Source organism: Paenisporosarcina sp. P4_E4_2, from assembly GCF_056401595.1.
This window is the reverse complement of the sequence record NZ_JBFUJC010000166.1, coordinates 1-6,741: the sequence shown is the minus strand read 5'-3', so window position 1 is coordinate 6,741 and position 6,741 is coordinate 1. Positions and strand designations below refer to the sequence as shown.

The 6,741-nt window shown below is 38.2% G+C and carries 4 protein-coding genes; 1 reads left to right on the top strand and 3 read right to left on the bottom strand.

The window, feature by feature from the left end; all coding sequences use genetic code 11:
• Together AC1DSB_RS12065 and AC1DSB_RS12060 are read right to left on the bottom strand one after the other, a co-directional pair.
• Window positions 1–518: hypothetical protein (locus AC1DSB_RS12065; RefSeq protein WP_477586792.1), on the bottom strand; the 518-nt coding region annotated here is incomplete at its 3' end.
• A gap of 161 nt (window positions 519–679) precedes the next feature.
• On the bottom strand, window positions 680–1,348 hold the full coding sequence (locus tag AC1DSB_RS12060; protein ID WP_477533254.1) for a hypothetical protein: 669 nt from the start codon (window positions 1,346–1,348) through the stop codon (window positions 680–682).
• A gap of 204 nt (window positions 1,349–1,552) precedes the next feature.
• On the opposite strand from AC1DSB_RS12060, the gene AC1DSB_RS12055 reads away from it, so the two are divergent.
• Window positions 1,553–2,161, top strand: coding sequence for a hypothetical protein (locus AC1DSB_RS12055; RefSeq protein ID WP_477533255.1), 609 nt, complete (start codon window positions 1,553–1,555; stop codon window positions 2,159–2,161).
• A gap of 172 nt (window positions 2,162–2,333) precedes the next feature.
• Here AC1DSB_RS12055 and AC1DSB_RS12050 read toward each other — a convergent pair.
• A partial coding sequence (locus AC1DSB_RS12050; RefSeq protein ID WP_477586791.1) for a pullulanase occupies window positions 2,334–6,741 on the bottom strand: 4,408 nt, incomplete at its 5' end.

Genomic DNA, 6,741 nt, shown 5'->3' with positions numbered 1-6,741 from the left:
ATGTAAAAACTTTTATCAGAGGATGAACCAATCGTCTTTGAACTTAAACTGTCTACATGACTTGAAATTCTTTCAAGGTCTTCTATCGAATTATTGGTCAAGTAGTTAATCTGTCGTTTAGTAATTTTAGCTTCCACAGCATTATTGCCTTCAGAGTGTCTGAGTACTTCAATTCTCGGAGAAATTTGAGAAAACAAATCAACATTATTCTCAATATTGTCCAGGTCCAGTAACTGAAGAAAATTATCTTGTATCGCTAGAAAGTATTCATCGTTTTTTCCTTTTAACCGAAAAGATTTTTCTATGTTAAAGTTTTTAATATTAACTTTAAATAACTGCTTAGTAGTTGAATGAGGCATGCTGCTCAGGAGGTTGCTGCTTCTCTTTTCAACTTGTTCAATGGAAAGTTCTTGATTATTAATTAAAAATGCATCGTCTGCATTTAAACTGTTAACTTGAGGCGAAAGTGTATTAATAATAATTTCATGATCATTTACGTAGATAAATTCCTCATTCATCTTGTCCCCTCCTTGAAACCCTTTGGAACTTCATTCGACAATATGTAATGGAAAACCTTCATTCATTTCATTTTAAACATAGAACAAGCGACCGAGAAATCATTCGGCCGCTAATAATTTTTTTATTTAAATACTGCTGAATTGAAACGGTTCAATCATCTTCAATTCGTATATAATTTTTTTAGCTGTTCCAATCTTTGTTTTATATTCATCGTGCGGATTCTTTTTAATGGGTTGTGGCGTTGCCCCTTTGAAACGAGATACACCCATGCAATTAAAGAAACGGTACCAATTAAATAACCAAGAAAAACCAATGTCGCTTTCAACATTATCCAATAGCCCGTCTTCCAATTTACCTCGATTAAAGTTTTTCCTGTATATCCTTCAATCACCTGTGGACCGAATGTAAACATGGCTAAGAATGCACCGGCTAAAACTAATATGAAGCTCCAAATCTTATACGGCTTATACCAGCCAATCCCTAGCATCAGCACAGAAAGACCCAACGATAGTAATCCGTAACCGCGAAATGACTCCAAAAAAGGATTCAGGACATACGACAAGACCAGCACAAACATAATAAAGAGAACTGGAATTGACATAACTGCTGTATATCCGAAAACTTCGAAGATTGATCGAATGAAACTGTTGTGTTCAATGTTATCAATTTCCTGTACTCGATCTCGTTTCTTCGAATTAAAGATTTTCTTTGTTTTCATTTTCCGGTAATATTCCACTGTTTGATTAAATCGCTCAGTTAAATTAAGGTTTTTCACTCCACTTATAAATGACCGTATAAAATGCTGAGAATATTTTTTTGCAAAGTTCATGGTAAAACCTCCATCATTTTACAATTAATATCTCTAGTCTACGATTCAAGGTGCTTGTTTTATACCTAGTATTATCATTAAAGTAAGCTCTTCTAGAAAACAAAATTAATTTCTCAGCCGATATGACAAAAAAGCTCGTAGAAAATTAAAAATAACTGTCCACCTCATATATAATAATAATTATTTGAATTGGAGGAAATTTTCATGAAAATAGACCCTAGAATTATTAATTTTTTAAAAAAAGAAGAAGCGCAAAAAGCCTTATGGAAGGTGGGGGTAGAAGTTTTTCCTGATGTGGTCAAAGGGATTCCCTCTTTTGCAAAAGGTAGTGCTAGTAAGGTGAAAAATACCATTATTTTAGGAAAGGATAAAGTAAATGAAGGTTATGAAGCTTTAAATCATGAAAAATTATTTTATAAAAAAATTAAAGATAAAGTTATTCCCTTTCCTTCAAATTACACCAGAGTTGATTTAAAAAATTTTTCGAGTCAATCTTCTATCTATTTAAAGCAAAAAAATATTAAACCAGAGAAAAAAACCTTACAAAAGAAATTTGATGAGTATCATACACTACATAGTTTACTCGATGAAACAATTCAAAATAAAGATTATGAAGAGTATATTAAGATTTATATAGGTAAAATTGAGGGTAACTATTTTATTGAAAGTGAAACCTTAAAGAACGATTTTATTAGTGTAAAACATGATTATAGGAAAGTTATCAGTTTCCTTTATAATGTTATTGATGGAAAAAAGAGTGAAATGGATATTATGAAAGAATTATCAAAAGAAAAACCTGTAACTAACATTTAAATTATGCATATCTATATATGAAGTATCGATACCCAAAGCGGCTCTGTACATACATCTTCTTCCCTCTTGTGATGAACATTGGATATGATTCTATAAAAAACACATCCAATCAACGGACTGGATGTGTTTTTGGTCTTTGCTATTATATGCCCTCAGATATCATTCGGGATTACTAATTCATCAAATTACTAACCTCCAAAAACCTCGCCAAAATCTTAGCCATTTGATCACGCTTCGTGAAGCCATTCGGATCAAACGTACCGTTACTCTTACCGTCAATGATACCCGCTTGGTAAACGTTTTCGATTCCTGCTTTAGACCAGCCTGTCATTTGGTTGGCATCTTTGAAGTCTGCTAGTTTTTTAGCATGGTCTAATTTTGCAAAATCGAAGTTCAGGAATTTTAGCTCCATTGCTCTTGAAATCATGACGACTGCTTGGGTGCGTGTCAGTTTTTCGTATGGAGCGAATGTTCCGTCGTTTTTTCCGTTAATGATTCCGTATTGAACGGCTGTCATTAGTTCTCCATTGGCATTGAACCATTCTGTTCCTTTTACATCTGAGAAGCGGTTGTCATACGCTTTTGCCGGAAGTCCTAGTGCACGAACCAATAATACGGTGAATTCGGCACGGGAAATATCTTCTGCTGGTGCGTAAGTTCCGTCTACTTTCCCTTTTATGATGTATTTAGATGCTAGTTTTTCAATCGAGTCTTCTGCCCAGTTGATGTTGTTCACATCCGGGAATGTTTGGTTGTTTTCAACAATCGCATATGTTGAGTTTGTCAGTGACTTCACTGTTGCGATTTTGCCGTCAAATAAAGTAGGAAGTGAATTGAATGTTCCATCTTGATTGAACTTCACTGCGACCATAGTTTTCGGATTGAACTCTTTATCGCCAACAATTTCTCGTTCAACAAATGAACCATATTCTGTGATTGTCACTTTCTTATCTCCAGCAACTGCTTCGACGTGGAATTCAATTGCATTGGATACAATCTTCACTTTAGTYGAAGGAGCTTTCACGACATTCACAGACACCGTGATTTGAACATCACTTTCAGCAACCCCTAGCTTTTTAGCTATATCTGCGACATAAATTTCTGATGCAGGTAGCTTGTAGGTTGCTTCATCAGTTTGAATCTCGATCATTGCCTGTTTGTTTTTCTTTAACGCTTCTTTAAATAAACTGCCAGGAACCTGTGCTTTCACCGTTTCTCCAGTATCCGGTTTTTCTAACTTAAGCGCTACGACAAATTGCTCAGACGTAATTGCATTGACAATTTCCGATACTTTTCCAGGGACAACTTTTGTAACTACTTCAATCATTCCTGAAGGGTTTTTCTCTTTCACTACTTCTGCCGCTTGAGGTGGAAGCACGATTGTGTTCGGTTTTCCATTTGCAGGTGGTTGATACCCATCGTTCCCATTGTTCTTCGGTTCTTCTGTAGCTTTTCGATCCAGTTTAATCACGACTGTTGTTAAAGGATCAATGGTCATTGTTTGACGCGATAAGCTAAATCCTGATTTTTTCGATACGGGATGTGTTCCCGCTTCATCATTGTCTACTAGGACAACACCATCAGTGAAATCATAATCTCCTAATGTTAACGTACGAGCTTTATTGTCAGCATTTACAAATACGTAGTAGTTGCCTGTTTTATCAGTTGAGATATTTTCGTATGCAATAACTAAATCGGAATCTTTCATCTCAGGGAAATCAAGTAGCGATACGTTTGTATCTACTAGCGTTTTTTCACCTAAACGGAAAGCATTGGTTGATTTTCTTAAATCAATTAAGCCTTTCGTGTAAGCATTTGTTGTTGTATTGACTGCAAATTCTTTCTTGTTCGTTGCTTTTTTCCAATCAAATTTATTGATGGCATCTGAAGAGTCATAGGAATCATGGACGAAATAGCCAAATGTGTTCCCATCCATATCTTTCAATTCATGATATTTCTGTTCAGGTACCCCTTCACCAAACCATTGCTTCGTTCTGCCGTACTCCTGCCCTGCATGAATGAAGGCAGTGCCTTGTGAAGTTAAAATCAATGAGTTCCCTATACGGATTCGTTTATGAATTTCCAAGTCATTTTCAGGAATTGCCGGATCCTTTTTAATGGACTGGGCAATGACATCATATAAAGGCAAGTTGTCGTGTGCTTCGATGTACTGGACCATATCACCCGGGTCATCATCAGCTGTATTGGAAGGCTGTCCTTTAATATTGTTGAAAATCGTATCAATATCTCTTGCGCCACCTGTAATGAATCTAGGCTCACCTTCTGAACCGAAACCAGATTTCAATTCATTTCGGATTTCGTCAGAGAATACTCCAACGTCATCTGTTTTATCCATCCAGTCCTGGTCTGCACCCATTCCTGCCTGTGCTGGATCAGCCAAATGACCAGCAAATGTTCTCCAGCCTTCTCCAATAAATAAAGCATCAGGATTAACAGAAGCTGCTACGTCATACGCCTTTTGAATGGATGGATACGTTGCATCACCCATCATATCAAAACGCATGCCGTCAATTTTGTATTCGTCAAACCAATATTTCACTGAATCGACCATTAGTTTTTCAGCCATTGTGTGACTTGTTGCCAAGTTGTTACCAAAGCCACCAAGGAAGTTACCTTTCGCATCCTGGTATGCATAGTAATTTGGGACAATGTCATTTAACATGCTGGCTTTTGCCATATGCGTGTATACGACGTCAAATACAACACCCATATCCGCATCATGAATGGCATCAATTAATTCTTTCAGCTCTTTCACTCGCAGTTCAGCGTCTTTCGGATTCTCTGAATACGCACCATCTGGCGAGAAGTAACTGTGAGGGTCGTACCCCCAGTTGTATTCATTGCCACCCGCTGAATAGTTAAGTTCGCGTTCGCCCATCTTCGTTTCATCACCATAATACCAAGCCATGACAGGAAGTAATTGAACGTGTGTAACACCTAGAGATTTAATGTAATCTAGCTTGTCGATAAATCCTTTATACGAGCCCCATCTTGATTTTAAATCCTTTTCAATCGAAGGATCTGACGTAAAGTCACGTACGTGAACTTCGTAAATCACGGCATCTTCACGTTTTTCATACCCATCAATTGAAGCATGACCGAAACCTTTAGGGTTCGTGCCGCTTAAGTCGACAATCGCTGCTTTCCCGACCGTATCGCCGTCTGGTCCAGCATCACCCTCTGTATTCAACGTAAAGGCTGCCATGGATTTGGCATAAGGGTCCAATACCGTTTTCATTACTCCATCATTCGTTACTTCGTATTGATAATAGTAGCCTTTAAGATCTGTTACACCAAGATCACTTGGGTTGATGTCTTTCGACCAGACACCTTGTTCGCCGAGTGTTAACTCTACAGTGCCAATTGGAGCTGCCGCATCTTCTTTATCGAAGAAGTTCGCCACTACTTTACTTGCTTTAGGCGCCCATAATTTCAATGTGGCACTGCCATTTTTGTACGTTGCACCTAGATCATTTCCATCATAAGCATATATCTTATCAAGCATTCTCCAGCCTGTAGATGCTGAAACGGTTCTGCCTGAATACGTAATCGACAATGGCAGTTTGTCTAAGTTCAGTGTTGCTGTTACTTCAACTGTTGTTGCTCCAGYGATTTCTACGCTTTCAACCGAAACAACTGCACCATCAACATCTTTAATGACCAAATCATCCTTCAGTTTTTCTGCTGTTAAACCATCTGTCATCGTGAATCCTAATAGAACCGTATCTTCAGAGGTTACTTCACCCGATACAATGCCCGATGCCACTTCTGCATAAGGGGAAATGTAGACGTTATTATCACCTTGTTTAATCCATAAGTGATTATACTTATCCAATAAATTGAATGATTTATCTCCTGCATCTTTCTCTTGTGTCTGTTGATTGACGATGAGGAAGCCGATATCCTTCGCGCCTTCTTTCAGCTCGATATCCGCATATGCACCATAACGATCTGTCCCGTCTAAATCAACTGCACCAGTTGGCCAACCGTCAGAAGGAGCTGCTGTATCGCCCCAGTGCCAAATGCCAAGGTTTTCGTAGTCAGCATTTTCACGCGAGTAATGAATGCGGACCGTATTTGCAGGCAAATTAACCGGTTCGTACGTGTACACTTTATCTGACCCTTGCTTAATCCATATTTCGTTCATCTCAGGTTGAGAAATCGTAAAGCCTTTGTCTCCGCCATCTTTACCCGCGTCACCTTTTGTTATATCCATTACAAGGAAGCCGATATTTTTCGCACCGTTAGCCAGTGGTACGTCAATGTAAGCACCATAGCTATCCGTTTTTTCAAACATCGTTGCACCCACTGGCCAGTTAGCCGAAGGTGAAGCGACATCATTCCACAGCCATGCACCATAGTTTTCGTACACATTGTCTTGTCGGTTGTAATGAATTCGAATCGTGTTATCAGGAATTGGTTCTACTTCAGCGTTACCGTCACCTGAAGCAACTGCACCTGTAATATTTCCACCTTCAACTGTTAATAAAACCGTACCGCCGTCAGCATTTGATAGAAGTGATAAGTTAATTTCTCCTGCTTCGTTTGCTTCATAGACC

Bases quoted from the DNA above. Each gene is read 5' to 3' on its own strand.
- AC1DSB_RS12060 (WP_477533254.1), bottom strand. From the start codon at position 1,348: ATGAACTTTGCAAAAAAATATTCTCAGCATTTTATACGGTCATTTATA.
- AC1DSB_RS12055 (WP_477533255.1), top strand. From the start codon at position 1,553: ATGAAAATAGACCCTAGAATTATTAATTTTTTAAAAAAAGAAGAAGCG.